This window comes from Methanofollis aquaemaris (genome assembly GCF_017357525.1).
Lineage (GTDB): Archaea > Halobacteriota > Methanomicrobia > Methanomicrobiales > Methanofollaceae > Methanofollis > Methanofollis aquaemaris.
The window spans coordinates 570,845-596,345 of record NZ_CP036172.1; the positions used below are offsets into that span (position 1 = coordinate 570,845).

Annotated in this window: 29 protein-coding genes and 1 tRNA gene; 21 read left to right on the forward strand and 9 right to left on the reverse strand. The window is 57.9% G+C overall.

From position 1 onward, the window contains the following. Positions 1 to 552: 552 nt before the first annotated feature. Positions 553 to 732: a hypothetical protein gene (locus RJ40_RS02740; protein ID WP_265582634.1), complete on the reverse strand. Its 180-nt coding sequence runs from the start codon at positions 730 to 732 to the stop codon at positions 553 to 555. On the opposite strand from RJ40_RS02740, the gene RJ40_RS02745 reads away from it, so the two are divergent. Continuing rightward, positions 656 to 1,066, forward strand: a complete 411-nt coding sequence (locus RJ40_RS02745; RefSeq protein WP_265582595.1) for a YqhA family protein — start codon at positions 656 to 658, stop codon at positions 1,064 to 1,066. The two genes, RJ40_RS02740 and RJ40_RS02745, sit on opposite strands and share 77 nt — an antisense overlap. Before the next feature lie 90 nt (positions 1,067 to 1,156). On the opposite strand, the gene RJ40_RS02750 is transcribed toward RJ40_RS02745, so the two are convergent. Next, positions 1,157 to 2,194: an LbetaH domain-containing protein gene (locus RJ40_RS02750; RefSeq protein WP_265581824.1), complete on the reverse strand. Its 1,038-nt coding sequence runs from the start codon at positions 2,192 to 2,194 to the stop codon at positions 1,157 to 1,159. Between the two features lie 533 nt (positions 2,195 to 2,727). Here RJ40_RS02750 and RJ40_RS02755 point away from each other — a divergent pair. Together RJ40_RS02755 and RJ40_RS02760 are read left to right on the forward strand one after the other, a co-directional pair. Further along, positions 2,728 to 3,708 carry a hypothetical protein gene (locus RJ40_RS02755; protein ID WP_265581825.1) on the forward strand — a complete coding sequence of 327 codons (981 nt, stop codon included), beginning with the start codon at positions 2,728 to 2,730 and terminating at the stop codon, positions 3,706 to 3,708. A gap of 43 nt (positions 3,709 to 3,751) precedes the next feature. Continuing rightward, a complete protein-coding gene (locus tag RJ40_RS02760) occupies positions 3,752 to 4,690 on the forward strand; it encodes a ketopantoate reductase family protein (RefSeq protein ID WP_265581826.1) in 939 nt (312 codons plus the stop codon). An 11-nt stretch (positions 4,691 to 4,701) separates the two neighbouring features. Here the strand turns inward: RJ40_RS02760 and RJ40_RS02765 are convergent, their stop codons facing one another. Further along, on the reverse strand, positions 4,702 to 5,619 hold the full coding sequence (locus RJ40_RS02765) for a hypothetical protein (protein WP_265581827.1): 918 nt from the start codon (positions 5,617 to 5,619) through the stop codon (positions 4,702 to 4,704). A 98-nt stretch (positions 5,620 to 5,717) separates the two neighbouring features. Here RJ40_RS02765 and RJ40_RS02770 point away from each other — a divergent pair, with 98 nt between their 5' ends. Further along, positions 5,718 to 6,644 (forward strand): flavodoxin family protein, encoded by a 927-nt coding sequence (locus RJ40_RS02770; protein ID WP_265581828.1) that lies wholly within the window; start codon positions 5,718 to 5,720, stop codon positions 6,642 to 6,644. On the opposite strand, the gene RJ40_RS02775 is transcribed toward RJ40_RS02770, so the two are convergent. The 4 genes from RJ40_RS02775 to RJ40_RS02790 form a co-directional block, all read right to left on the reverse strand. Further along, entirely contained in the window at positions 6,619 to 7,089 is a 471-nt protein-coding gene (locus RJ40_RS02775; RefSeq protein ID WP_265581829.1) for a chemotaxis protein CheW, read from the reverse strand. The genes RJ40_RS02770 and RJ40_RS02775 overlap by 26 nt on opposite strands. Before the next feature lie 9 nt (positions 7,090 to 7,098). Continuing rightward, positions 7,099 to 9,105, reverse strand: coding sequence for a methyl-accepting chemotaxis protein (locus RJ40_RS02780; protein ID WP_265581830.1), 2,007 nt, complete (start codon positions 9,103 to 9,105; stop codon positions 7,099 to 7,101). Between the two features lie 1,065 nt (positions 9,106 to 10,170). Beyond that, positions 10,171 to 11,190 (reverse strand): DNA-methyltransferase, encoded by a 1,020-nt coding sequence (locus tag RJ40_RS02785; RefSeq protein WP_265581831.1) that lies wholly within the window; start codon positions 11,188 to 11,190, stop codon positions 10,171 to 10,173. 828 nt (positions 11,191 to 12,018) lie between these two features. Further along, a tRNA-Leu gene (locus RJ40_RS02790) sits at positions 12,019 to 12,103 on the reverse strand. Positions 12,104 to 12,230: 127 nt separating this feature from the next. Here RJ40_RS02790 and RJ40_RS02795 point away from each other — a divergent pair. Further along, entirely contained in the window at positions 12,231 to 12,671 is a 441-nt protein-coding gene (locus RJ40_RS02795) for a phosphate-starvation-inducible PsiE family protein (protein ID WP_265581832.1), read from the forward strand. A gap of 143 nt (positions 12,672 to 12,814) precedes the next feature. Beyond that, on the forward strand, positions 12,815 to 13,189 hold the full coding sequence (locus tag RJ40_RS02800; RefSeq protein ID WP_265581833.1) for a hypothetical protein: 375 nt from the start codon (positions 12,815 to 12,817) through the stop codon (positions 13,187 to 13,189). Positions 13,190 to 13,372: 183 nt separating this feature from the next. Here the strand turns inward: RJ40_RS02800 and RJ40_RS02805 are convergent, their stop codons facing one another. Beyond that, positions 13,373 to 15,664: an efflux RND transporter permease subunit gene (locus RJ40_RS02805; RefSeq protein WP_265581834.1), complete on the reverse strand. Its 2,292-nt coding sequence runs from the start codon at positions 15,662 to 15,664 to the stop codon at positions 13,373 to 13,375. 102 nt (positions 15,665 to 15,766) lie between these two features. On the opposite strand from RJ40_RS02805, the gene RJ40_RS02810 reads away from it, so the two are divergent. After that, a complete protein-coding gene (locus RJ40_RS02810) occupies positions 15,767 to 16,579 on the forward strand; it encodes a class I SAM-dependent methyltransferase (RefSeq protein ID WP_265581836.1) in 813 nt (270 codons plus the stop codon). A 247-nt stretch (positions 16,580 to 16,826) separates the two neighbouring features. Continuing rightward, on the forward strand, positions 16,827 to 17,618 hold the full coding sequence (locus RJ40_RS02815) for a hypothetical protein (protein ID WP_265581837.1): 792 nt from the start codon (positions 16,827 to 16,829) through the stop codon (positions 17,616 to 17,618). Between the two features lie 531 nt (positions 17,619 to 18,149). Here RJ40_RS02815 and RJ40_RS02820 read toward each other — a convergent pair. After that, entirely contained in the window at positions 18,150 to 19,187 is a 1,038-nt protein-coding gene (locus RJ40_RS02820; protein WP_265581838.1) for an AI-2E family transporter, read from the reverse strand. A gap of 204 nt (positions 19,188 to 19,391) precedes the next feature. Between RJ40_RS02820 and RJ40_RS02825 the strand changes: the two genes are divergently transcribed. From RJ40_RS02825 to RJ40_RS02885, 13 genes are read left to right on the forward strand one after another with little or no spacing between them, the layout of a single operon-like run. Next, positions 19,392 to 19,877, forward strand: a complete 486-nt coding sequence (locus RJ40_RS02825) for a hypothetical protein (protein WP_265581839.1) — start codon at positions 19,392 to 19,394, stop codon at positions 19,875 to 19,877. Further along, the gene (locus RJ40_RS02830; RefSeq protein ID WP_322743889.1) at positions 19,865 to 20,116 is read left to right on the forward strand and encodes a DUF2109 domain-containing protein; all 252 of its coding nucleotides are present in this window, start codon (positions 19,865 to 19,867) and stop codon (positions 20,114 to 20,116) included. The genes RJ40_RS02825 and RJ40_RS02830 overlap by 13 nt, the downstream gene beginning before the upstream one ends. Continuing rightward, positions 20,109 to 20,348, forward strand: a complete 240-nt coding sequence (locus RJ40_RS02835) for a DUF2108 domain-containing protein (RefSeq protein ID WP_265581841.1) — start codon at positions 20,109 to 20,111, stop codon at positions 20,346 to 20,348. Before RJ40_RS02830 ends, RJ40_RS02835 begins: the two co-directional genes overlap by 8 nt. After that, positions 20,338 to 20,574 carry an EhaE family protein gene (locus tag RJ40_RS02840; RefSeq protein ID WP_265581842.1) on the forward strand — a complete coding sequence of 79 codons (237 nt, stop codon included), beginning with the start codon at positions 20,338 to 20,340 and terminating at the stop codon, positions 20,572 to 20,574. Before RJ40_RS02835 ends, RJ40_RS02840 begins: the two co-directional genes overlap by 11 nt. Then, on the forward strand, positions 20,571 to 21,035 hold the full coding sequence (locus RJ40_RS02845; protein ID WP_265581843.1) for a DUF2106 family protein: 465 nt from the start codon (positions 20,571 to 20,573) through the stop codon (positions 21,033 to 21,035). Before RJ40_RS02840 ends, RJ40_RS02845 begins: the two co-directional genes overlap by 4 nt. Next, complete coding sequence (locus RJ40_RS02850) at positions 21,032 to 21,631, forward strand: EhaG family protein (RefSeq protein WP_394357400.1); 600 nt, start codon at positions 21,032 to 21,034, stop codon at positions 21,629 to 21,631. Before RJ40_RS02845 ends, RJ40_RS02850 begins: the two co-directional genes overlap by 4 nt. After that, a complete protein-coding gene (locus RJ40_RS02855; RefSeq protein WP_265581844.1) occupies positions 21,624 to 22,289 on the forward strand; it encodes a hypothetical protein in 666 nt (221 codons plus the stop codon). The genes RJ40_RS02850 and RJ40_RS02855 overlap by 8 nt, the downstream gene beginning before the upstream one ends. A 4-nt stretch (positions 22,290 to 22,293) precedes the next feature. Next, on the forward strand, positions 22,294 to 22,497 hold the full coding sequence (locus RJ40_RS02860) for a hypothetical protein (RefSeq protein WP_265581846.1): 204 nt from the start codon (positions 22,294 to 22,296) through the stop codon (positions 22,495 to 22,497). A gap of 2 nt (positions 22,498 to 22,499) precedes the next feature. Beyond that, positions 22,500 to 23,342, forward strand: coding sequence for a respiratory chain complex I subunit 1 family protein (locus RJ40_RS02865; RefSeq protein WP_265581847.1), 843 nt, complete (start codon positions 22,500 to 22,502; stop codon positions 23,340 to 23,342). Next, a complete protein-coding gene (locus RJ40_RS02870; protein ID WP_265581848.1) occupies positions 23,339 to 23,578 on the forward strand; it encodes a hypothetical protein in 240 nt (79 codons plus the stop codon). Before RJ40_RS02865 ends, RJ40_RS02870 begins: the two co-directional genes overlap by 4 nt. Before the next feature lies 1 nt (position 23,579). Next, positions 23,580 to 23,966 (forward strand): DUF1959 domain-containing protein, encoded by a 387-nt coding sequence (locus tag RJ40_RS02875; protein WP_265581849.1) that lies wholly within the window; start codon positions 23,580 to 23,582, stop codon positions 23,964 to 23,966. Then, complete coding sequence (locus RJ40_RS02880; protein WP_265581850.1) at positions 23,963 to 24,418, forward strand: NADH-quinone oxidoreductase subunit B family protein; 456 nt, start codon at positions 23,963 to 23,965, stop codon at positions 24,416 to 24,418. The genes RJ40_RS02875 and RJ40_RS02880 overlap by 4 nt, the downstream gene beginning before the upstream one ends. Further along, positions 24,415 to 25,500, forward strand: coding sequence for a hydrogenase large subunit (locus RJ40_RS02885; RefSeq protein WP_265581851.1), 1,086 nt, complete (start codon positions 24,415 to 24,417; stop codon positions 25,498 to 25,500). The genes RJ40_RS02880 and RJ40_RS02885 overlap by 4 nt, the downstream gene beginning before the upstream one ends. The last annotated feature ends 1 nt before the right edge of the window (position 25,501 follow it).

A 25,501-nucleotide genomic window follows, 5' to 3' on the forward strand; every position in this document is an offset into this window, starting at 1 on the left:
GGAACCCCTCGTATGAGGAAAGGGTTTTGTTGGGCTCTGTAAAATTCCTCTTCAGGAGTGAACATCGGGGGCTGACCACACCCTTGCCCCTGCATGAAGGATCGACGGAGGACACGATCACCCTCTGAACGATTCACCCCCCTCTGCCTTCCCGTCCTTATCGGAGCGCCCCCGGCGTGAAGATGGGGGACGGCGTGATGATCAGGCGTGCCGCCCTCAATCGTAGAATCTTCACCGCCGTCTTGCGCCGGGGGGCGGCAATTGAACAGTATCATTCAGGTGCCCTGTTGCGAGGAGAGGGATCAAGTATCCCTCCGCACTCTGGAGAACTGCAACGAGATATTTTCATCACGTATGCTTGAACCCGGGGCTCATGCCTAGTTCTACAGAACTGAAAAATGAGAGAAGTACTGAGACCACACCGTTATGAGGGGGTACCCCTCTCCCCTGCCATTTCCCTCCCAAACGGATTTTTCGCAAACTATTTGTACACATCTGGAACCACTATCTGGGATAAATGGACCCCCAACCTTCACCCCCTGGAGTCAAGGATCACGATGAACAGAGTTTGATCGAGCGGACGATCGAGACATGTCTCTGGAACTCTCGCTTCATCGTGTTGCTTGCCGTCGTTTTTGGGATCTTAAGTGCGGTCGTGCTTTTTATCTCGGGTTCGATCGAGGTCGTCACGACCCTGACGCACAGCATCTCGATCGCCGATGCCTCAGTCATGCATGAGGAGATCCTGATCGGGATCGTCGGGGCCATCGATTTCTATCTGATCGGTGTCGTGCTGTTGATCTTCAGTTTCGGGATCTACGAACTCTTCATCTCAAAGATCGATATCGCACGCAAAGAAGGAGATTACAACAACATCCTCGAGATCTATACCCTCGACGACCTCAAAAGCAAGATCATCAAGGTCATCATCATGGTGCTGATCGTCAGTTTCTTCCAGCGGGTGCTCACGATGGAGTTCAATACCTCACAGGACATGCTCTTCATGGCTCTCTCGATCCTGGCGATCTCGCTTGGCGTCTATTTCATGCACAAGCACAGGGTTTGAAGGGCCAGGAAAACAGGCACCCCCCATTCTTTCAGATCGTTTTTGCGTCACGGTTCAAAAAAGAAGAGAGATCATTTCGGCATTCCTGCATTAACTCTGGACATCGGCACCTGCCGGTGCGTACGCCGGGTAGGTCTGGATATTGCGGATGTTTGCCTGAGTCATGTTGTCGACGGTCTGCGGGTAGGAGATGCCCTGTGCAATCCCCTCGCCCCATGGTGCGATGGTGATGCAGCGGAACGCGAGACCTTCGTTCACCATGTCAGGAATGATCGGCTCTGCAGACTGGTAGTGGATGATGATCGGCTCGACGGCGGGCTCAGGCTCGATGACGATCGGTTCCGGTTCGATAGTGACATTCTCGTCGACGGTCACATTTTCATCAACGGTGACGTTTTCATCGACCGTCACATTCTCGTCAACGGTGATATTTTCATCGACGGTCACGTTTTCATCGACGGTCACATTCTCACCATCGGTCATGTTCTCATCGCCGGTGACATTTTCACCATCAGTGATGTTCTCATCGACGGTCGCGTTCTCACCATTGGTCATGTTCTCATCCATCTGAGCCATGAAAACACCCGAGTAATTCATTAAAGTCTCATCGGTGACATTCTCCATGGTCTCGTTGGTCACGTTGATGTTGTAGTCACCATAGACGAAGAGCGCACCCGCAGGCACGACCTTCCCTTCCTCGCCTCCCCAGGTACCATAGAGTGTCGTCTCGTTCTCGATCGTCACCATGAATCCGCCGTCACGCAGCACCCACCCCTCCATCGGGACATCCATGCCGGTGATATAGTAGACCCTGTACTCATTCCTCGGGTCGACACCGAATGCGACCGGTTCAGGGACTGTGGTGAAGTTCATGCCGAAGGTCTCCTCAAAGTAGGCCGTCGCCTCGTCTCTGGTCGTGTTGATCTCCTCGTCTGTGCGGCCCATGATATCCTTGTGGAACCACATCGCAAGATCGCCTTCCTCGGGCGGGACAGACGGGTCATACTGCCCGGTTGCCATCGCGACGACGACTTTAAAGTCGTCCTCTTCGACAGCAGTGACGGCACCCACCCCGAGGACCGCGATGGCCACCAGAACAAGTGACGCCACAAGTGTTTTTCGCATCATTATTCCATTCCCCCTCGTGTTTCGGCCAGAATATGGCCATCTTATCTCCCGGAACCGGAAATTATGTACGCCTCAACCGGCAAACCAGTTAAAGACCGATTTCCTGCTCGGAAGGTTTACCCACATGGATGCGTCCCGATATATACTTTCTCCAACATCCATGAAATCCGAAAATCGTGGCCCATAATTGTCGCATCCGACAGGGCGACATGATGAAAAATCCATGAATCTCAGTGCGGCGACCCCCACCAGGTGTCAGCAGATTGACGAACATAGACCATACCGGGCCCCTCGCCCTCGCTCCCCCCATAAAAACACATTGAATTTATGATAGTGGCCATCCCAGAACCCTCTTCTGAACGACGAGGTACTCTGTTCCCGTCCGCGGCCCTGTCGTGAGGAGAGGGATCAAGGGACTTTACACAGTCCATAGATCGTTCATATCAGATGCAGAGAGAACCCCATCACCCCCGACACAGTCCCGGTCCAATGGGCAGAGTCAGTTTCATATAATTCCAGGAACAGGTGCGGGCATGAGCATCAACTATGGACCACTCTCTCTCGCGTGCCTGCTCGTCCTCTGCCTCTGCACCGCGGGCACGGCCCATGTCCCGGTCCAGGGCGGAGAGAACGATCACCTCGACCATGCCCTCCCGGTCGAGAACCCGGAAAAATCCTGGGTGGTCTACGACACCCTCCCGCCTGGTGGCGGGGTGAAATACTATCGCTTCGATCTTAAGGAGGGAGATGAACTCCGCCTCGGCCTCTTCACTCCGGACCACACCGCCTCACCACCGACACTGGTGGTGATGGAGCCGGAGGTCGCAGGATCAGGTGCCACTCCGTCCGGTGTCGAGATCCCTCCCGACGCCGCGGCCGTCGTCGTGGAGAGTGCTCCCCCTGATCAACCTGAGTACGAACCCTTCACCCCCTCGGCACTCTATCCTGTGGCGGCGTACACCCTCGTCGCCACCGTGCCAGGCACCTATTATGCCGCCGTCGCCGGGGACGAAGGGAACTTCGGGCTCTCGGTCGGATTCAGGGAGGAGTTCTCTCCCTCCGAGTGGCTCGGCGTCCCGCTCTCGGTGGTCGGGGTCCATCTCTGGGAGGGGCAGTCTCCGGCCCTGGTCTTCGGCCCCCTGGTACTGGCCCTGGCCATCGGGGCCGTCTTCCTCGCCCGGGCACCGCGGCGCCCCGATCTGCCCGGACTCCTGGCCCTTGCGGCCGGGCTTCTGTACATCGGCGGGGGGGCGATGGTCCTCCTCCAGATGGGGATCGCCATCGCGCAGACCGGATGGGCCGTTGCAGCCCTCTTCACCCTCATCTTCGCCCTCGGCCCGATGCTCCTCGGGGTCGTCGCCCTCAGGGCAGGGAGGGAGAGGGAGCGGAAGGGCTTTGTCCTGAAGATGGCCGGCGTCGGGCTGCTCGGCTTCCTCCTCTGGGCTGGATTGGTCGTCGGGCCGATCCTTGCCCTGGCCGCGGCCCTGGCTGGCGCCCTCAGAAGAGGTGGGTAGCGGGATACCGTTATCCTGCCATGCGTCGTAAGATAGCAGAATTATGACTGAGGCAAAACGACCTGTTGTCCTGATCCTTGGTGCGGGAGGGGTGGGCCTCTCTCTTGCCGGGGCACTTGCGGGGGTCGCCAGGGTTGCCGTCGCATGCAGGCCGCGCCATGCTGCGACGGTCCGAAGAGACGGTCTCGTGATGGAAGGGGTCTGGGGGGACCGCATCGTCCGTGAGATCGCCTGCATCGCCGGTCCCGAGGAGGCCCCGTCTGCACCGGATCTCGTCATCATCACAGCGAAGGGCTTTGATACCAGGGCGATCTGCGAGGAATACGCCGCCGTGCTCAGGGGAAGCACCGTTGCCAGTCTCCAGAACGGGATCGGCAACGAGGAGATCATCGCCGAATATGCCGGAACCGTCATCGGCGGCACGGTCACCACCAACTTCTCGGTCGTCGGCGACGGGCATGTGAAGGCGAAGAGTCAGAGCAGCCCGATGGTCCTTGGCCTCTGGTCAGGCCCCGATGACGAGAGTCTCCAACGCCTTGTCGCCCTGATACGCTCGGCCGGCATTCTCGTCGAGGCCGTGAACGACATCAGGTCGGCAAAATGGTCGAAGTCGCTCCTGAACCTCTCGGTAAATCCGATCTGCGCCCTCCTCTCCATACCGGTCGGGAAGGCGGCCGACCTTCGTCTGCGGAGCGTGATCGAGCATATCGTCTCCGAAACCTTCGCCGTGATGGAAGCAGGGGGCGTCAGGACGGCATGGCCGTCTGCAAAAGACTACCTCGACTACCTCTTCTCGGTGCAGGTTCCCGACTTCGCCACCGCCTACCCCTCGATGTATTATGATATCCAGGCGGGGCGAAAGACCGAGATCGACCTCCTCAACGGCTACGTCGCCGGGCAGGGGGAGAGACTCGGGATCCAGACCCCATACAACCGGTGTATCGCCGACCTCATCCGGTTCAGGGAGATCGACGGCAAATGAAAGGACGCTTTTCATAAAGACGCAAGAAGATCGTCCAGGATTCGCCTGCTCTCGACCATCGCCTCCAGTGTTCGCTTCATGATCCTCCCGTTCCGCAACTCCCGGCCCTCGTCGATCCCGTGGGACGCGGCATATCCGGTCAGGAGGCCGACCTCCTCATCGGTGAGCGCATTCTTCCCGGGGTCAGGGAGCGGCAGGATCTCAAGGGTCACCTTCTCTCCGGCAAGATACCCGGCGATACGCCTGAACCCCCCGAGGCCGATCTCTCCTTCGCCCACCGGCCGGTGATCAAAGACATGGTACCGTGGATGAGGACTCTCCGGGGTGCAGTCATGGACATGATACGACACCGGGACGCCGGTCGCCCTCACCTCTCCGATGAACCTGCTCATGGACTCGACGGCCTTTCCTCTCCTTTGCCCCACTTTTTTCCGGTAATAATAGTAGACATGCCCGGTGTCGATGCATGCTCCCACTGATCCGATTCCGGTCGCCCTGATCGACTCCATCAGTCCGATATAGTCGCGGGGTACGAGGCGGCCGCTGAACTCCACGTACAGGATCTTTCCACGTCTCATGAGAGAAGGGTCGATCGCCCTGCAGGCACCGGCATATGCCTCCATCCCGGATGCCGAGAGGGTTCGGGCGTGCGGATCGCTCTCGTCGTGAACGACGACCGAGATGCCGGGAAGCGCATCGAGGAGCGAGACCGCCGCGTCGACATACTGTTTATTCCGGCAGGGTTCGTCGTCTGAAAAATAAAACTCAAAATCCTTCCCTCTCCGGATATGTATTGAGACCTCGGGCACCCGGGGAAGGCCTGCCAGGAAATTCTTCAGGATCTCCAGGTCTCGCTGCGACCTGATACCGACCTCAAGGCCCATCCGGTGCCGGCAGGCACACCGCACCTGCATCTTCATGAGCGCCATGTCTCCGCCCCGGAGGTCGAACCTGATGAAGTAAGTGGGCATGAGTCCTGGCAGATGAACATCCGGTCCGAGTTTAAAAGTTTGCAGGCAGAGAGTATATGAACGGGGGCCGTGCACTCTTCACCATGGCCTGGAAGCGGGCCCTCCTTGAAAAGCGAGAGGTCCGGACGTCGGAGGGGAGGTATACCATCACCCTCGAGAGAGAAGATCTCTCGGTCCTGTATCCCGCAATGGAGCGCTACACCCTCACGCTCCGGGCCGGAAAAAAAGAGGTCGCCGTCTTCAGGACCAACACCTACGAATACTCCCCTACCGTCGGCCTCGACCCCCGCTCGGTCGCCAGGCAGCGCGCCCGAATATGGGAGGAGAGATTGAAAGACGAACCCCTCGATTTTCTCGAATATCTCACGAAAGAACAGACCCGTCGCCTGCCAACCCTCCCGCTCACCGATGTGCTCGTCATCCAGGGAAGCCCGCGGGCCGACGGGAACTGCAGCATCCTCGCCGGATGGGTCGCAGAAGAGGTTAAAATCTCCAGGAAGTCAGTGCAGGTGCTCTTGCCCGACGACATGGAGATCCATCCGTGCATCGGGTGTTACCAGTGCTACAACACCGGTGCCTGCACCTTCGAGGACGAGATGGAAGGGGTTGTCCGCGCCCTGCGGTGTGCCCGTCTCCTCGTCGTCTGTACGCCGGTCTACACCAGCACCGTCCCGGCCGGGCTCAAGGCCCTCATCGATCGCTGCCAGGCCCTGCATGCGGCGCTGAACTTCACGGGGAGGAGAAGAATGGAGGGTACTTGTGGCCTCCTCCTCGGAGTCTGCGGTCGGCAGGGCCAGGAGAACTTTGCATGTCTCGCACCGGTCGTCGAGGTCTTCATGGAGAACCTCGGGATTGTCCCGGCCGGCGAGGTGCTGGTCGACGGCATCGACCGGGCGCGAGACATCAGGACGATACCCGGTCTGGAAGGGTGGGTGCGCAAAGCGGTGCGAACCGCACTCAGTACTTCGTGTTGTCCTTCATGATCCTGAGCATATCCAGCCAGATCACGAGTTCGCCCTTCTCGACACCCTTTTCAGCGCCTTCGCCACCGCTCTTGATGATCCCCTTCACAAAGCCGTCGGTACCGAGGCCCTCGTCGATCTGCTCGACATTCTTCTCCGATACCTGGATGACGCTGTGGACATCGCCGACGATCACCCCGACGTTCGCCCCGCCGGTTGCCTCGGGCATCAACACGATGATCTTCTTTGTCGTCTCGGTTTCCAGATCAGGAATGCTGAGGAGAGGGGCGAGGTCGATGACCGTTGTAACCTCACCCCGGAGATTGATCAGCCCGGCGATATGGGCCGGGGCTCTGGGAACCGGGGTGATCGGGATCATCTCCACGATCTCCCTTGCCAGGTGGATGTCCAGGGCATAGCACTCGCCACCCAGTTCGAACTTCACGACATCGATAGTTTCAGCCATGTCCGGGCCTCACGCAAGTTTGAAGCCGCCCACCTTCTCACTGAGGTGGCCGACCATCTCTGCAACTTCATGGGCGCCGCTCCCGACCTCCTGGGCCGAGGCCGACACTTCTTCGGTGAGGGCGGCCATGTCTTCGATGCCGCGCATGCTCTCCTGGGTCATGCCCCTGGTCTCGGCCACCTTCTCGGTGACGCGGTTGGTGTTGCTTGCCTGGTCCTCGGTGGCTCTGGCGATCTCGGTCACGTTCTCCTTGACTTCCCGGGACATCATGACCAGGTGGTTGAGGGCTTCGAGGGTCTTGTCGACACTTGCGATCCCCTCGTTGATCTCGGCGTAGACTCCCTCCATGTCCCTGGCTGTCATCTCGGTCTGGCCCTGGATGGTGGTGATCAGTCCCTCAATGTTGCTGGTCGCCTTCTTCGACTCGCCGGCAAGGTTTCTGACCTCGCCTGCGACGACCGCAAAGCCGCGACCGTGCTCACCGGCTCTGGCCGCCTCGATCGCAGCGTTGAGCGCGAGCAGGTTGGTCTGGTTGGAGATGTCGGTGATCAACTTGACGATCTTGTCGATCTCCTGCATCTGGGAGTTGAGTTTGCCAATCTCGTCCACAGCCCGCTGGGCAATGGTCACAACGGCCTGCATCTTTCCGGTCGCTTCCTGGCCGAGGTTCCTGGCCTGTTCGCCGACTTCGGCACCCTTCTCAGTGTTCTGGAGCACTTCCTGGCAGGTGCTGGCGATCTCCTCGACCGATGCGGAGAGGTCGGACATCGCGCGTGCGGCGTCCTCGAAGTTGTCGAGTTGTTTCTTGGAGTCGTCAGATGCCTTCTGGCTCTTTATCGCGACCTGCTCGATGGCCTTCGCGATCTCCTCTGAACTCTTGCTCGTCTCGTCGGTGTTGGTGTTCACGTCCTGGATGGCTCTGGTGATATCGCTCATCAGATCGTTTATGGCAGTCCTGGTGTCGAGGAAGTCTTTCTTCAGGTTCCTGAGGGGATCGTCCTCGCGAAGTTCAAGGGCGACCGTGAGATCTCTCTTTGCCATGGCACCGAGAGCGGTTTCCAGTTCTTCTGCACTCGCTTCAAGCCGCTGTGCATTCTCTTGGGCCTGCTTCTCCTGTTCCTTGATGACGGTAATATCCTGGACGATCTCAATGTGCCCGATCCGCTGACCTTCTTCATTTTTCAGGTAGGCGACTTCAAGTTTGAAGTTCTCCTCGCCGACGTCAAAAAAGGTGTTTATCGAGTCTTTACCGCTTCTCTGGAGTTGTTTGACACCACAGTTTTCGTTGTGGCAGAGCGGACCATTGGTGGCGCTGCAGTGCCGACCCCTCTGATGATCGCGATCAAGGCCGAAAGATTCTGCGAAAGCTTTGTTCATCGCGGTCCAGTTCATTGCCATATCGGTGACACTGATCGGGTACGGGATGGTGTCCAGGATCTCTTGATACCACCGGGCCTTCGTTTCCGCGTCCCCGGCAAGTTTTTCAGCCCGCGCCTGCTCTTCATCCGCCGCGGTGGTGTCTTCGATGACGAGGAGGATATTCTCGATCTTCCCGTCCTCACCGAAGAATGGGATGCTGTACTCATGGGCGCGCTTCACCCCGACCGGGTATTCGACCACGGTCCTGGAGCAACCACGCGTCTTTTTCCGGAGCGTGTCGCTGAGCCCGTCCCCTTCTTGCTCAAGAATCTTGAAGTCCTCGACATGTATCCCGACGACCTCGTCATGAGTCATCCCGCTGAACTTCTCGAAGGCGGGGTTGTCATCGGTGACATTGCAATCGGCATCCAGGAAGAGCATGGGCACCGGGTTCTCGCTAATCGTCATCTGGTAGTTTTTCAGATTTAAGGAGAGTTCTTTGCTCTCTTCTTCCTTCTTCTGAAGTTTCCCGATCAGCTGGTTCACTGCTGTGACGATAGGTCCGAGTTCTGCATCACACTGCTCTTCATCAAGGGTCTTTGAAAAATCCCCGTTCAGTGCCCTGGATATAGTATCAGTAATCTCTGTAATCTCCACTTCTCTTCACCTGCCAAGATATGTTCTGCACTCTGCCCTGCGTGCGGAATTCTGATCTTCATGGGGGGTATATTCCCATCAGAGCGTACTGGTAGTGGCTTTCGCGCACGGCTGAGTCTAACGTACTAAATTCAATTCATCATTTATATTACTTCCTATTAATTTATTTTTTGAATTTTGAACCATTATGATTTATCGTTAATAAATTAGTCGACATATAGAAAATAAGCTTAATTGGTCATTCATACACACAGAATGATTCCATACCAGCAGGAATATCACAATCTTTTTAAAAAATAAGGTTTTTTAGAGATCATTTCCCCCAAATAAGCCGTTTAAGATCCCTGTTCTGGATGAACGGTGCGAGGGTTTTCACATCCCCCGGCCCCTGCATGAGAATCGATCTGGAGCAGCCTTGTAGAATAGAGCATGAGCCGAGAGCACACCCCAAGCAGAACACATGAAAAGATTCATAGTAATTTCTCTTCAGGAGCATGAATCCAGGATTGACCACACCCTCGTGAATGATCAATAGGGGATGGAATCACCCCTCGGTTCCTGTCACCCTCCCGATCAGGAGGAGAGGGATCGAGGGATTACCATGAAAGAGTATTCATGTGGAGGTTATTCCAAAACTCTCCTCTTCCACTCTCCACCAAAGAGAGAGATCAATGATGGTGTAAAAACCTCATCCCTCGCAGCTTGAACATACATTCATCACTTTTCCCATCCTCGCGCCGGGGGCGCTGCCCCCGGACCCCCGGGGATTGCGATAGAGGTGGGAAGGCACATTTGATGATCCTGAAGAGGGGATTACCGTTCTCCACCCTATCTTCTGCGGAGGGAACAGGGTGCGGCAGCCCTCCGACGGAAGATATGCGCTCAAAATTTCTGGAATGAAGGATTTTGATCCAGATGAAGATTCATGTCCGGGGTACTTTTGGGATATGCTCGTGGGATGCACGAGGCGTGCTTTCGCTTCATGAACAGTTCAAAAGAGCCGATTGGTCCGGATTTATGAAGATCTTCCCTCCTACATGGATGGTTTCTGGATGAAACCCTCAACTACTTTTTTTTCTTCGGCCTGCCCCGTTTGCCATTGGACTGAACGCCTAATTTTTTTAGCATCTTTTCAATGGACCATCGACCTCGACCGAGTTCTTTTTCCAATATATCTATCGAAGCCTTCTTTGTTTTTCCAGATGAGATCAGTTGATTGAACCGTCGTATCAGAGTTTTCTTGTCGCTATCAATCCATTTTTTACCTTGATTTGCCTTTTTTTCTATTTCTGGAATTCTTAACGCCGACAAAAGGTATCCTGGTTTTAGATCTCGCAATTCTTCGATTTTCGTACTGAACATCAAGGGAGAAATCTCAAAACCGATCGCCCGGCGATTCAGACCGATGGCCACTTTTGCGGTCGAAAAGCCCCCAAGAAACATATCGCACACCAGATCGCCCTCATCGCTACTGTACTGGATCATTTTAACGAGCAATAAGACCGGCAATTCATTCTTATTTTTCACCCGGCCAGGCTTGTATTCACGATTGATAATCCAGACATCTTCACGATCCTGATAGTTCAATGAACCACTATTGGGGGCCTTTTCCTTAACGCCGAATCGAGATTCCAGGTTGAATGTCCTGTTACCCCCGGGTTTCTCGTAATAGAGGATGTGATAATGGGAAGAAACATATTTTTTGCTCGTATAAACTCCAAAATTGTATTTCCAAATAATATGATTGATCTCTTCAAGTTTGGTCTGTCGAAGAGCATGAAGGATATGATAGAGATTCGTATATCCTGAAACAATATATATCGACCCGCCCGGTTTGAGAATACGTTCCGCTTCTTTTATCCATTTAAGGCTGAATTCTCCGCATTCAGATTCAGGGATTTCGACATATCCCTCTACCACAAAATCCTCGTTCCGGTTATAGTGCAGGTGGAGTTTATCCCCGTTGATCCCATACGGGGGATCGGTGACAATAAGATCTACAGAATTCGATTCGATATGCTTTTTAGCTCCAGATATGCAGTCTTCGTTGTAAAATTTGCCACACGGTGTAATGAAAGACTCCATGGTATATCCTTCTGTTTCTACTCAATTTTATTCTCAAAATCCTGCGAACTCTACTGAATTTGTATCTTTTTCACCACTTCTAATCCTTTTCTTTTTCTCTCCTTTCTCCAGGATTCACCCTCAGAGGACAGACGAGCATCTTCTTCAAATGAAGTCAGCAGGTCGTACCCATCGCGTATCGGTCCTCTCCTCCGGGGAAGTTTGTCAGGGGAGGAGGCAGCCCGAACAGAGCCACGATACGGAGCAAAGTCTACCCACACCCCTGATAAGAAGTCGGGGCGTTCCACATCTCAGGGCGGATCCCGGACCGGAAACCGCCGCACACATTTTTCGTCTCTGATTCTCCGAATAAAACGGACCCCGTCCTGTCATGAGCACGCACACCAGGCAATGGAGAAGCAAAGACAGAAGAGAGTAAGTGTCATGTCATCACTCAAATGTCTGATACTTTTTTCAGCTATGTTGAATCGCCCATAGCAGACTTCAGGGTGATTTTTATAGTAATTCAGCATGAACCTTGGGCCCAAGCATACGCGATTGAACATTGTTCTAGAGATCTTCTGATCGATGCGCCTTCCCGCACGCTTGCGCCGGGGGCGCTGCCCCCGGACCCCCGGGATGGCGATAGGGACGGGAAGGCAGCGGGAAGATCATGAAGAGGATAGTGTCGTCCCCGACGCTCTCTTCACGCGGGGGACTGGAGGATGGTCAACCTCCCGCACAAAGATCAATACAGACGATTTCTTCACGGCCAAAAATGTCTGTCGTTCAATCGAATTCTCCTGGCGACCTTGTGTTCTTGTCTCGCCACCAGACAATAGGAACAAATGCGAGGGGAGGGGTTCGAACCCTCGAACTTCTACAAGACTGGACCCTAAATCCAGCGCCTTTGACCTGGCTCGGCAACCCTCGCGTATACACCGGCACAAAGGTCACTCTCTGGTAGGAGCGCCCCCTATAAATATCATAGATGCCGGGCACGCTCCGACCACCTGATTTTATCTTTTCTCCCCTCAAATGAAGAGCAGGACTGCTGGACCATGCTCAAAGCGCTGGACACCTATCAGAAAGGCATATACTATATCCTCATCGGCCTCCTCGCCATCATCATCGGTTTTTCCGTGATCGAATTGGCGATCCTGACCATTCAGGGCCTGTTCTACCAATCGGCCCTGCGGCTTGAGAACCATGAGATCATCGGAGTCTTCGGGCTTTTCCTCCTTGTCCTCATCGGCCTCGAACTCATGGAGACGATCCGGGCATATGTCGAAGATCACAGGGTCCATGTCGAGGTGATCATGCTTGTTGCGATCATCGCCGTGGCGAGGAAGATCATCATCCTCGAGTCAGAGGAGGCAAACGAGTTCTCCCTCATCGGTATCGGGTTCGTCATCATCGCCCTCGCATGTGGTTACTATCTGATCAAGAAGGCGAGGAACACCGATAAGGAAACCATAACCGAACCCTGCCTCCAGAAGTGAACGATAACCCCCTCACACACCCGATCTATTCTCTTTTTATCAGCATCTTCGCCGGTGCGTTCCGAAAATAACGACGAGGGACGTTTCGGAAGAGGGATATATGGGACATTCAAGAATCTCGTAGATGAAATATGAATCATAAGATGATAGTGCCAATATTGTTCTGCGCCGCCCTCGTTCTCATCGCCGGATGCACCACCACTCCCACTCCCGCACCCACCACCGCCCCGGAGGCGGTGGTGGCCAACGCATGCTACGACTCGAAGGGCCACGTCACCTTTGAGATCGTGAACACCGGGACGGCTGAGGCCGTCATCGACTATGCCTGGACGCTCATCGACCCCGCGACCGGAGAACCGATCGATGCGGGGGAAGGCTCAGTCACTCTCGGCCCTGACGAGTTCGAAGGAGTCTCCGCCCCCATCAATACGACAATTCCCCATGACGACGCTGGGAACTCCATCATCTGCGTGAACCTCTCGGTGGACGGGAAGACCATCCATCAGTACCGTCAATGATCCCCAACTGAAGTCGCAGGCATGAACATTCATGCCCATAGGCTTGCCCTTCCATCTCTTCCATACTTTTTTTCTGGAAGTGGAGTGCAATAGGCTGATTGACGACAATCATGCATGCAATGTTCTTTGCTGGACTTTGTAAAAAATCTTGATTCAGGATCTTTTATTTAGGATCAACCGCCCTCAGATCCCATCAGAGGAAGAGACCAAATCGCCCTGTTTTGCCTCAGACCGTACTTCTTTCTTCCCGCCGCCGATGAGAGCAAGGGCCGCGGGCATGATGACGATCGCCCCGATCAGGGAGAACCCGACGGCGATGACCGTCGTGATCCCGAAGTTTGCGATGATCTTGAAGTCCGAGAGCATGAGGGCCGAGAAACCGCATGCGGTCACGAGAGCCGAGACCGTGACCGCCGTCCCGACCTTCTGGACCCCATCGCGTATGGCGACGAGGGGGTCGCCGGTCTCCTCAAGTTCCTCGGCATACCTCTCCATCATCAGGATCGTGTACTCCGAGGCAACGCCGATGGTCATTGAGCCCAGGCAGGCTGTCATCGGGGTGTAGTCGATCCCGAGGAGGAGCATGCCCACGGCATTCCAGCCCACGATGGCGACGAGGGGAAAGAGGGGCGAGACCGCGTACCGCCGCCTATAGACGACCACAAGGTACGCCAGGATCAGGGCAAAGCCAAGGTAGGTCATCTCACCCTTGCTTTGCGCGATGTTGGCGATGAGAGAGGTGTACATATCGTAGTCGCCGGTCGGATAGACTACAATGCCGGGCGGCGGCTGCATCCAGCCGACATCGGTCATGACCTCCTCCTTCACCTGGTTCTGGGTGCCCATCTCCATATCGGTGGTCGAGAACTGGATCACCGCGGCCGTATGGCCGTCCAGGTACTTCGCCCTCTCATCTCCAGGGATGCGGGCGAGGGCCGCGGCGAGACCGGGTTGACTGGCGGGGAGGACACCGTTGTTATACTGTCTGATGAGCGTCGCGATGCTTGTGACGCCGGTGAGTTCAGGGTGCTCGTCAAGGGCGTACCGGCCGAAACGATCGATCCAGGCGATCGCCTGATAGTCGTCCACCCGGTCACCCTCCACCAGGAGGGGGAAGGGCTGGACCGAACCCACTATTCCGGTCACCGTGTTCAGGGAAAGTTTGGTCGGCATGTTCGGCGGGACGAAGGTGTCCTGGTTGGTATCGATCGGGATCGAGGTGTCGACGGTGATCCCGGCAAAGGCCACCACCGCCGCCACCAGCAGCACCGGCACCGGGTTCTTTGCGATCTTCACCGCGGCTCCCGAGAGGAGGCTGTCGTACCGGTTCTTCAGGGCGACCGCCCGACCAGACCCCCCGGGCTTGGGACGATACTTCACGAGGAGAGCCATCACGGGCAGACCGACCAGGGCCGCGCCGTAACAACAGGCGATCCCGATGATGCTGACCAGACCGAAGGACCGCACCATCGGTACCGGCGAGATGAACATGGCGATAAAGCCCATCGCCGTCGCAAGCATCGCAATGAGCACCGCAGGGCCGGTCCGCACGATCGTCGTCCTCACCGCGTCAGGGAGGGGGGACAGGCGGCACTCCTCGTCGAGTCTGGCCTGGAACTGGATCGCATAGTCGATCCCGAGGCCGAGCAGCACCGGGAAGGCAGCTACGACGCCGATATTCATGTGGATGCCATTGAAGCCCATGATCCCGAAGGTGAAGATCATCCCGACCACCACAAGAGCCGCAGGGATGAAGCGGTGGCTCATCGAGGAGAAAAGCACCGCAAGGGTCACGACCATCAACCCCATCGCCGCGGCGATGAGCACCAGCAAGGAGCCGGAGAGTTCATCCTCCATCTGTTCGTCGAAGGCGGTGTTCCCGGTGATCTCGATCGAGACGCCGGGCGGCGGGGACTCGCTGTCGATCACCGACTGGATGTTGCCGAGGACACTGCGGGAGACGTCCTTTGAGACCCCCTGGTCCACCGTGACGAGGGCAAGGGTCATCGTGTTGGACAGGAGCAGTTTCTCCTTAAGGTCGGGGGGGAGGCGGGAGACAAGTGTCTGTGCCTTAGCCCTTGAATCGGGAAGTGTGCCCCCGTTCATCTGCATGAGCACGTCGGCAAAACTCTCCACAGAAGCGACATTCCTGACCTCCCTGATCTCTCCTTCAAGACGGTTGAGGAAGACGAGGAGGTCGGGGTCGAGGGGATCGTCGCACCGCACAAGGAGAACCACCGTGTCGGAGAGGAAGCGTTCGCTGTAACTGTCATAGATGATCCCCTCCTTCGTCGATTTGTCGAGATAGGTGTTCGACCCTGTCTCCATCGTGACGCCTGTCATCCCGATGATGCCGACGACGAAGAGGACGCCTATCAGGAGGGCGAGTTGGGCAGGATAGCGGAGGATCCCCGTGGCCACCCCGTTGAAGATCTGCTCTATTCTGGATATATCGTCTGATTTTTGCGGGATCATGCCAATGCCTGTATGAAGTATTTTTCTGTCCTCCGGGTATGGTTTTTTCGTATCCCGGCCCTGACCGCCACCCTCATATCAGATCACTTCCACTGTAGGTGTATGGAAGACCTCCCTGACTACAACGACCTCTGGCGGGCGGCGATCGAGTCGCGGCAGGGCGAGGAGAGCGACCCGGGTGCCCGGTGGGACAAAAAGGCCGGGGCCTTTGATAGGATGGCCCGCGCCGATGGTGTGCCGGTCGAGTACTGCATGATCGGCGTCAGGCCGGATGAGACGGTCCTGGACATCGGCGCCGGGACCGGGCGGCTCTCGGTTCCGTTCGCACGGGAAGCGCGCCATCTCACCGCCCTCGATCCCTCCGAGCAGATGCTCGACCGACTCCGGCAGCATATGGCCGAGGCCGGGCTCTCCAACTACACAGTCCTCAGGGAGCGGTGGGAGGTGGCGGAGGTCGAGGGCCATGATGTGGTGGTGGGCGCAAATGTCCTGGGCTTTGCCGACCTCCGTGCGGCCCTTGCAAAGATGGACGCCGCCGCACGCCGGGCTGTCCACCTCTTCTGGCACGCGGGGGAGTGGCGCGAGCCGGACGAGATGACCCTGCACAGAGTCGTCTTCGGGGAGGATCAGTGGGGATACCCGGACTATCTCTGGGTGGTGCATGTCCTCCACGAGATGAGGATCTATGCCAATGTCACCATCTACGGGACCGAGCACACCACCAGGTACGCCTCGGTCGATGAGGCGGCGGCTGAGTGGTGCCGCCTCCATGATGCGCCTGACGGAAGCGAAGCGACCGTGCGGTCGCACTTTGCGCGGGTGCTCGCCCCGCTGGAGGGCGGCGGGTACGTGCTCAGGCGGAGGTGGAGGATGGCGATGATCTGGTGGGAGAAGGGGACGGGATGGGCGACCTGAAGAGTGGATGGCTCCTGGATGCACGCGGACTCTCAAAGAGGGGGGACATCTCTAACTCCCCATCTTCTCACATCAATCGCGCCGGGGGCTTCCTCTGAGATCGAGAAGATGGAAGATCAAAGATCTGTCCTGTCGGTTTTGTTGAATTCCTCATGATAAAAGGTTTAAAAAGATCCCATTCACACATCAGCACCAAAAAAGGCAGATTTTTAAGACAATATTGAACATGAATGCCTATTGATGAAATATGAGTCCAGAACCCGACCCAATAAAGTCAATCTCCATCCCGGTCATTATGCTCATCTGCCTCTGCCTCACATGCGGCTGCTTTACGTCACAGAGTTTTTCAGTCCCACCGAATGCGTTCGGTCTTCCTCTCCTGGACATCTGGAATGAGAGCGTCGCACTCTCCGGGATAGATGAGCGTACTGCTGATCTTTCCGACCTATACATCTTCATAAAGGACAACGGCGGGATCGAATCTATGAATCTTGCTTTCTCTGGAGAGAAAGACGGAAAGATACAGCGTTACCGGGTTGACATGAACGGAGAAGGACTATTCACCCTTCGATCCACAGGAACACTCGACCCGGACATGGACCCCATCAAAGTACGTCCCCGCCCACTCCTCAGAGAACTTGAGATGATCGACTACCGGGAGTTTATCGGGGATCTGCCCCCAGGAACATGCATGCTGAATGTCCGCCTGCATGATGGTGTGGGAGCGTCGTTCGATGAAAGGAATGTGTGCATCATGTCGCTTGAGAACGGGACCTTTTCTCCCCTGAAGAGGGTCATCCAACCAGCGTCTTATCTCACGATATGCAAGATGTACAGAACAGACCATGAGAATGGCACATCATATTCCAGCGATGTCGGCCCTGAGGGAGAACGCACCTACATCTTTGCGTTCACCCCCGATCAACTGACAGGAGTTTCTGTAGAGTGCCCCGAATATCCTCAGGAGGACACAGAGGGGCCCTGCAGGCCCCTCATCCCATCCGCCGGCGGCACCAGCGGGGGCGGATCCTCTCGTTGATGTATGAACCTGAACTCTGCATAATCGCAGGCAAAATAATCCTGACCCTTTTGTCAGGGCGACACTTCTGTTCCCCGGCGTGAGAAGATCTCTCACCTTCTCCCTCTTGCGGGGTTTACACTCTCGAATGGCCATCTTCCTGCAAAACGATCAATTCCGGGCTCTGTAAAATCAGGTATGAGGCGTGCTCTCGGCTCATGCCAGATCTACAAATCCAGAACCAGACAGGTCTGGCCCTCCCAAAATCCCCCCGGAATCCTGTCTTTTTATAGGCATCCCTCGCAGGCGTATCGTGGGGTCACAGGGGAAAACATTACCTTCAGTCATATCGGGGCTCAGGGGGCCGGGAGTGGCCCGGTTCCCTCCCCGCGTTGCATGAAAAAACGGCCCTCCGGCCCGATCGGAAACGAAGCCCGGGATGACCCAGGATCGGAGGCCTGAATCTTGAAACCAGGGGCAATATGGCCGTATTCTGGGGCGGGTCGTACCTCCCTGCCCATGTCAGCCCTCACCCTCCGGGGTTCCAATCCCTCAGGCGCCCGCCGTCTCCTTCGCGCCCTCCAGTTCCTCCACCAGAATATGGTACGCCGTGATCGCGAGCACCACAAAGAGCGGCCCCAGGACGAACCCGACCAGACCCATCACCACCAGGCCGCCGAAGAACCCGATCCACATGATCACCGGGTGGATACGCGCCCGCCGCCCCATCATGAGCGGGCGGAAGTAGATGTCGGGAAGAGCGCAGACGACCGGGTAGCCGATGAGGGCGGCGAGGGCCGCGCCCCTGAGGTCGCCCTGGGAGAGGGCGAAAGCCCCGACGATGAGCATGATCACCGAAGGGCCGATGATCGGGATGAGCTGGAAGATCCCGGCCATCACTGCAAAGAAGATGACATGGTCATAGCCAAGGATCCAGAAGAAGGGGATGGCCAGGATGAACGTGATCACCGACGTCGCCACATGCACGACATATATCGCATAGAGGGTGTCGATCGAGGCCGTGGTCATCCGCTCCACCGCCACCCGCAGACGTGATGGGAGGGCGGCCGTCAGTTCGGCGGCGACGGCGGCGCCCCGGAAAACGAACATATAGAGGCCCAGGAAGAAGACGATGAAGTCCAGGAACAGGTTCGGCACCTGGGTGGCGATACCGGCAGCGGCATCAGCGAATGAAGCGAACCGCTCATCAAACCAGGCAGCGACCTCACTCTCCGGCCCGATCCCGGCCGCGGGGTCGACACCGGCCGCACCGATCCAGCCTGTGATCCCCTGCATGATCTCAACGAGGAAGTCGGCGTTCTGCGCGAGGACCGCCACCGTAAACCCAACCGCACCGGTCAGCACCAGAAAGACGATGACTGTCACGACCAGAGCCGAAAACCCCTCGGGGACCGACCTCTCGACCAGATAGCGCTGGAGAGGCATCACGACCACCGCCAGGGAAAGGGCGAGGACGACCACCCATAGGAGATTCCAGAAGGCGACGGCCGCTGCGAGGAAAATAGCAAAGACCAATACCATCGTCGGACGGTCGAGGGGGGAGAGGTGTGGCGTCATAGAGATGTACATTTGAGTGCGCCTCAGCCGGTATAAATCCTCCCTGATCCGGTCGGAGGCAAAATGTGCCATAATATCAATTTTCTTATAGGATGGTGAGCAAATACCTCGAACATACGGGAATAGAAAGAGAAGAGACGGATTAACAGAATTACAAAAGATTTATCCTATAGTCCCTGTTAATTACGTTTAATAAACCGTACCCGGAGACCTGAAATGCTCGCTGACTATGAACAGGTACTGATCGCTGCCGTTCTCTGCTGGATCCTCTTCGTCACCGTCGACGTCCTCTTCAGGCTGCCTGAGAAGGGAGGAGTGAGCGGGGCGAGCGCGATCGGAAAGAAGATCGAGGCCGACGGCGGCGCCCTGCACGGCGGGTACATGATGGGCAACATCGTCTCCTCGCCCGACGCCTCGGCCGGCACCCTGCTGGCCGCATGTGGGGTCTATGTCGCCGGACTCCCCGGGGGACTCGCAGCGGCGGTCCTGGTCTATATCGGGAACAGGATATGCCATGACCCCGGATACGCCGGGACGACCGGCGCGGTGCTTGCCAGCCTCATCTTTACCGGCCTTGTCGGGGCCGGCTTTTCTGCCGAGAACTTTATTGCCGGGATGGTCATTGCAATCCTCACCGTCCAGGGCCTCTCGCACCGGTATGCGAGCAGACTTCTCGGACGCCTCTGGGGGTGGCGGAGTTGATCGCCCTGTACATCTGTGGAGTGGTCGCCCTCTTCGCGGCCGCCCGGACGCTCATCGAGCCCGACCCGTACAGAAAACTCCCCTACCTCAACGTGCTCAACTTCGCGATCGCCGGACTCATCGTGCTGGTTCTCGACCACCCGCTCTCTCTCGTCGCGGCCGCCGCCTACTTTGTCGGCTCGACCCTGGAGGCCAACGCGATCGCCTCGGCCCGTGCGGGGGTGACCGGTGATGATTGAGTTCCTGACCGCTACGCTGGCGGCGATCGTGCTTGCCGGTGCGATCGCGACCGCCTGGGTGCGCGACCCCTTCTCCAAACTCATCGCCCTCGGGGTGATGATCGGCGGGGTCATACCCTTCATCGTCGCACGAGGATACCTCGACGTCGCCATCGCCGTGAGTCTCATCGCCCCGATCGCGACCATCTTTGTCCTGCTCATCGCAGGGAGGAGGGACTTCTATGACGCCTGAGTTCTACCTCGGCCTCGCCGTGCTCGTCATCGGGACCCTCGCCGCCGCGAGACCGCGGCCGCACACCTACCTCTCCCGGATGATCAGCCTGGAGATCCCGGCCTGGGGGCTGCTGCTCATCATGCTCGCCTACGACGAGACCCTGGCCCTCCTCACCTTCATCGCGGTGACGGCCATCTCCACCTTCGTGCTGGTGCGGGTGATCGAGCGGAGGGGTGAACCATGAGGATCTACGAACTCGTGCACAAGATCTCTGAGATCCTCTCAGACTACGAGCAACTGGTCAGCGTCTTTGCGGCCATCGTCGTGCTTGTCGCGGTCATCGGGATCTTCACCCTCCCCGAACTCGCCTATTACGACGACCAACTCTACCCCAAGAGCATCGACCGCACCAGCCCCCTCGATCCCTACGATCGGGGCGGCGAACCCTTCGGGAACACCACCGTCGTGGCACAGTACCCGGAGAACTCGCCGTACCTCGGCTATGTCACTGCCTACCTCACGCCCCTGACGCGGGCTCTGGCGACGCTCACACTCTACACCGGGACGACGATCGTCTCCCATCCGGGCGGGATCATCGACGAGATCCTGTACAACACCAGAGGCCTGGACACCGTCGTCGAGACGACCATCCTCTTCGTGGCCTTTGCGATCGCCAGTTTCGTCTTCAGGAGGGGACGTAATTGATACACGAATACACCATCGGACTCGCCGTCGCCTTCACCGGGATCGCCGTTGCCTTCCTGGCCCTGGCGCGGGAGAGAGACGACCTTCACCGCCTCCTCCTCACTGACCTTGCCGAGATCCTCTCGCTTGCGGTCATCGCCCTCGTCGGCACCGACCTTGCCGAGGCCCTCATCCTGCCCGGTCTGGTCGTCGGGATCTCGGAACTGATGGCCCTCTCCGAGATCTATCTCAAGAAAGAGAAGCTCTATGATGAACCGAAAGAACGGGTGCACTTCGAGGTGATGGACACCGCGCCAGGGATCCTCGCGGCCGCCCTCGTCGTCTACGGCCTCGTCCTCTCCGGGTTCTCCGGCGGGGTCGTCGCCGGCCTCGGCGTCGTCTTCTGGTTCCTCTGCAAAGGACACCGGGAGCAGTTCGAACTCCTGGAAACCGTCAGCGGGTATGCCTGGGCGGCATGGATCGGGGCCTTCCTGGTCTTCATGTTCCTGCCGCAGTACTGGTTCTTCGCCGTGATGATCGCAGGCTCTGCGGTCCTCGTGAAGGTGATGACCAAGATGTCCCTCCTCGGGACGATGCGGGGTGGTCAGAATGCCTGAGTTCACCGGCGGCGCCATCGGCGGCGACCTCCTGGCGGCCGTCCCCTTCGGCGACATCGTCAACTATATCACGCCCCTGACGGCAAGCCTCTTTGTGGTGGCCCTGCTCTTCACGGTCTTTGCCATCATCTCCAGGCCTGAGAAGCAACTCGACATCGTCTTTGGCACCGAAGCCATCTATACAAAAGAGGTGACCCCTGACGAACTCAGGTTCAGGCGGTTCATGGCCGTCGCCTGCGGGATCGCCACCATGGGCGCAATGGTGAGCGGCGACATCTTCAACTTCACCCTCTTCGTCTCCCTCATCGGGATCACGATCATCGGGATCGTCGCCGCGGTGAAGAACCAGCACGTCCTCAACGCCGCCTTCCAGTACGGGATCGTCGCCATGACCGCCACAGTTCCGCTCTTTGCCGGAGCGGCGATCACCCTGGCGACGACCGGCACCCTCTCTATCTGGGAACTCTCCGCAGGAGCAGGCGTGCCGCTCATCGCCAAACTCCTCCTCCTCCTCGGTGTGATGGGCGAGGGGATCGCTCCCTTCTACGCCGCAAAGACCGAACTGTTCAGGGCGCCGGGTGCGCCCTACGTGATCCTCATCCACGTCTCGTCCCTGCTGATGTTCCTGCGGGTGGTCGAGATCCTCCTGGCGGTGTGATGCAATGAAAAATGAGACATACGGACTGGTTGCAGCGGTCTCGACCCTCCTCTGGATCGGAGCCGGGCTTGCCGGCCTGCTGGGTGCCGTGCCCGACGGAGCCGCGGCGGCCCTCACCATCGTCGCCTTCCCGGTCTCCGTGGTCACCACCATGCTCTGGTGGATGGCCAGGACTGGTGAAGAAGACATTCCATTCGTGGGGTACTAGAGATGATCGGCTATCTGATACTTGCAGTCTTCATCGGCCTGCTGTATATGGGCATTCACCGGAAGGTGATCGCGAGAGTTCAGGGACGGCCGGGTCCGCCGATCTGGCAGGAACTTCTCCACACCCTGAAGTTTTCCTTCAAGCAGACCTGGATTCCGAAGACCGCAAGCCCCGCGATTTTTGTCGGGATCGTCTTTGTGGCCATCGGGATCTGGACCACCGCCCTCTGGGTCGTCATCTCGGGCGGGAGCCTGCTGATTATCTTCGGGCTCTACATCTGCTACAAGATGGTCGAGCACGGTGTCGGGCTCTCGCCGGGTTCGCCGTACGCCAAGTTCGGTGGGGTGCGTTCGGTCATCTCGGCGGCCTCAGAGATCCCGCTCCTCCTCTCGGTGGGGGTGCTCTACTTCTTCACCGGCTCGCTGATGATCGGGGACATCGCCGCCTTCCAGGCCGAACACGGCCCCCTGCTCGTCACCGCAGCCCCGGCGGCCCTGGCGCTGTACGTCGTCATCCTCTCGAAGATGCACTACAGCCCCTTCTCCATCGTGGAGAGCAAAGAGATCGTCAGCGGCTACAAGACCGAGCACTTCGGCGTCTGGCGGGCCGGACTGGAGGCCGCGGACGGGATCAAGACCTTTGTCCTGCTGTACCTCTTCGTGCTCCTCTTCGTGGGGCCGCTCCCGCTCGTGCTGATGCTCCTCGCGATGCTCGTGCTCATGCTCACCCTCTCGTTTGTCTGCGCCCTCACCCCGATGCTCGCTCCCTTCGACTCGGTCACGGTGCAGACCGGACTCATCGCGGTGGTGCTGGCATGGACAGCACTCCTGGTGGTGGTATTATGATACGCGAACTCATCGCAGGCGGTGCGGGAGTCTACCTCGTCATCGCCCTGACCGAGGGCATCCTCACGGGATCGGTCCTCCTCCAGGCCAGTGCGGTCGTTGCCCTTCTCGTCCTTCTTGGGGCCCTCCTCTTTGGCAGAGAGGAACGGTTGCACCGGGCCGAACAGACCCTGCTCTGGTGCATGGTCTTTGCGATCGCAGGCTATGCCCTTGCCCGGATCGGAGGTGTGTTCTGAGATGGTGGATATCATCTATGAGAAAGACCTGCGCCCGATGAAGTACCATGTCCTGACCGGCCCCCGTCAGGACCGTGCCGTGCGGGCGATCGCAAAATGGTTCAATGTCAGGGTCCAGCCGATGCGCAAGTTCCTCATCGAGAGGCTGGACATGTCTGATATGGAGAATATGCCGGCCCGCTGGGAGGTCGCCGAGGCCGCACCCGAGGCCGACCCTCTCGATGCCGCGCTCGGCGCTCACCGGTTCACGCAGAACATTCCGCTCTTTACCGACGAGGAGATGGCCCGCGCCCTTCAGGCGGCACGGGCGGCGGCCAGCGAAGGCGCCGGCACAGACACAGCGGCGAAGGCCGGCAAAGATCTGCTCAAGGAAGTGATTATAGGATGAGAGTCCTCCAGAAAATGAAAAATGCCGTGCGCTCCCGTTCGATCCATGTCTCGTACGTGGACACCGGGTCATGCAACGGCTGCGATATCGAGGTGCTCGCATGCCTCTCCCCCCGCTACGACCTGGAGCAGTACGGGATCTATGTCCACAACAACCCCAGGGAGGCCGACGTCCTCCTGGTGATCGGGTGCTGCACTCCCCAGTGGGAGGACAAACTCAGGTCGATCTGGGAGAAGATCCCCGAGCCCAAGGTGGCGATCGCCATCGGCAACTGCCCGGTCTCGGGCTGCGTCTTCAACCGTGAAGGCGGGTATGTCAACCCGCCGGCAGAGAAACATATCCCGATCGCGGCGTCTGTCCCGGGATGCCCCCCCCGGCCGACCGAGATCATCAGGGCGATCCTCTCGCTTGCGCCGCAGGTCTTCGAGGACTACGAGGAGAAACAAGGATGAAAAAGACCGTCGATGTTGCGATGCCGATCGGACCGGTCCACCCCTGCTGGAAGGAACCGGTCAGGATCAAGTGCGAGACCAGGGGCGAGAAGGTGCTCGCCGCCGAGGTCGAGATGGGATACATGAAGAAGGGGATCGAGCGGATCATGCAGGGCCGACCCTGGCAGGAAGTGATGTTCCTGGCCGAGCGGGTCTGCGGGATCTGTTCGATCGTCCACAACATGGTCTTCACCGAGACGATGGAGGAGATCTCGGGGATCACACCGCCAGAACGGGCGGCGTTCCTCCGCGTGGTGGCCAACGAACTCGACCGGATGCAGAGCCACCTCATCGCCAACTTCTCGTACTGCTACACGATCGAGCACGAGACCCTGGCGATGTATCTCCTCAACGAGCGGGAGACGGTGATGGACATGATCGAACTCCTCACCGGCAACCGGGTGAACACCGCCTATATGATCCCCGGCGGGGTGCGCTATGACCTGCGCGAGGAAGACGCCGCGACCATGAAAGAGAACCTGGACCGTCTCGATAAGAACCTCACCCGATACATGAAGATGTTCGACGGCGGCCCGCTGATTGCCCTGCGGAGCCGCGGGATCGGGGTGCTCACCGAGGAAGATGCTCTCGAAGCCCATGCCGTCGGCCCGACGGCCAGGGCAAGCGGGATCTCCGCGGACTGCCGGATCAACCACCCGACCTACCGGAAACTCGGTTTCACACCGGTGGTCAGGACAGAAGGGGACAACTATGCACGGATCATGGTCAGGTTCGAGGAACTCATGCAGAGCATCGGGCTGATCAGGCGGGCCCTGGCGATGATGCCCGAGGGTCCGGTCCGCGGCGGCGGAGAGTGCAAGGGCGGCGAGGCGAGGTATTCGGGCGAGGCCCCACGGGGCGAACTCACCTACTTCATCAGGACCGACCGGTACGGCCGGGTGGAGGAGATCGCCATCCAGACGCCGTCCATTATGAACATCGATGCATGCACCCACTATATGCTCGAAGGGGTCAACTCGCTCGCCGACGTGACCTCGACGTTCATCAGTTCGGACCCGTGCATCGCCTGCAATGAGAGGTAGA